At 77.1% G+C, this 813-nt stretch carries 1 protein-coding gene; it reads left to right on the plus strand.

Features of this window, described 5'->3' with window-relative positions; all coding sequences use genetic code 11:
• The coding region (locus tag KBX39_RS32255) for an HAD family hydrolase (protein WP_210874211.1) at positions 1-813 on the plus strand (813 nt) is incomplete at both ends.

The following is an 813-nucleotide window of genomic DNA, read 5'->3' on the forward strand; positions in this document are numbered from 1 at the left end:
CCGGTACGCCGCCGCGTTCGTGCCGTTCACGCTGGTGCTGGCGGGGCTGGCATGGCTGCTGTCCGGCGAGTTCACCAGGGCGGTGGCGGTGCTCGTGGTGGCCACCCCGTGCCCGCTGCTGCTGGCGACCCCGATCGCCGTGGTGTCCGGCCTGTCCCGGGTGGCCCGGCGCGGCGTGCTGGTGCGTGACGGTGGCTCGCTGGAGCAGCTCGGCCGCGCTCGTACGCTGCTGCTGGACAAGACCGGGACGCTCACCGCCGGGCGGCCCCGGGCGGCCGAGGTGGTGGTGGCGCCGGGCGGCGACCGGGACGAGGTGCTGCGGTTGGCCGCCTCGGTCGAGCAGCTCTCCCCGCACGTGCTGGCCGCCGCGCTGGTCCGGCAGGCCCGCGAGCGCGGGCTGGCGCTGGCCGAGCCGACCGATGTCACCGAGGAGCCGGGGCACGGCGTGAGCGGGCGCGTCGACGGGCGGACGGTACACGTCGGGCAGTTCGCGGGTGAGCCGCCGGAGTGGGCGGGCCGGCTCGGTGAGCGCGCCGAACGGGCCGGGCGTTCCGCGGTCTGGGTCAGCGACGACCACGGGCCGCTGGGCGCGATCCTGCTGGAGGACCCGGTGCGCCCGGACGCCCGGCGGACCGTGCGGCGGCTGCGCGAGGCGGGCCTGACCCGGCTGGTGATGGTGACCGGCGACCGTCCGGGCACGGCCCGCCAGGTGGCGCAGATCGTGGGCGTGGACGACGTGATCGCGCGCTGCTCGCCGCAGGAGAAGGCCGAGCGGGTACGCGAGGAGTCGGCGCACGCGGTGACAGTGATGGT

Origin of the sequence: Micromonospora sp. D75, assembly GCF_018070405.1 — a bacterium.
GTDB classification, from domain to species: Bacteria; Actinomycetota; Actinomycetes; order Mycobacteriales; family Micromonosporaceae; genus Micromonospora; species Micromonospora chalcea.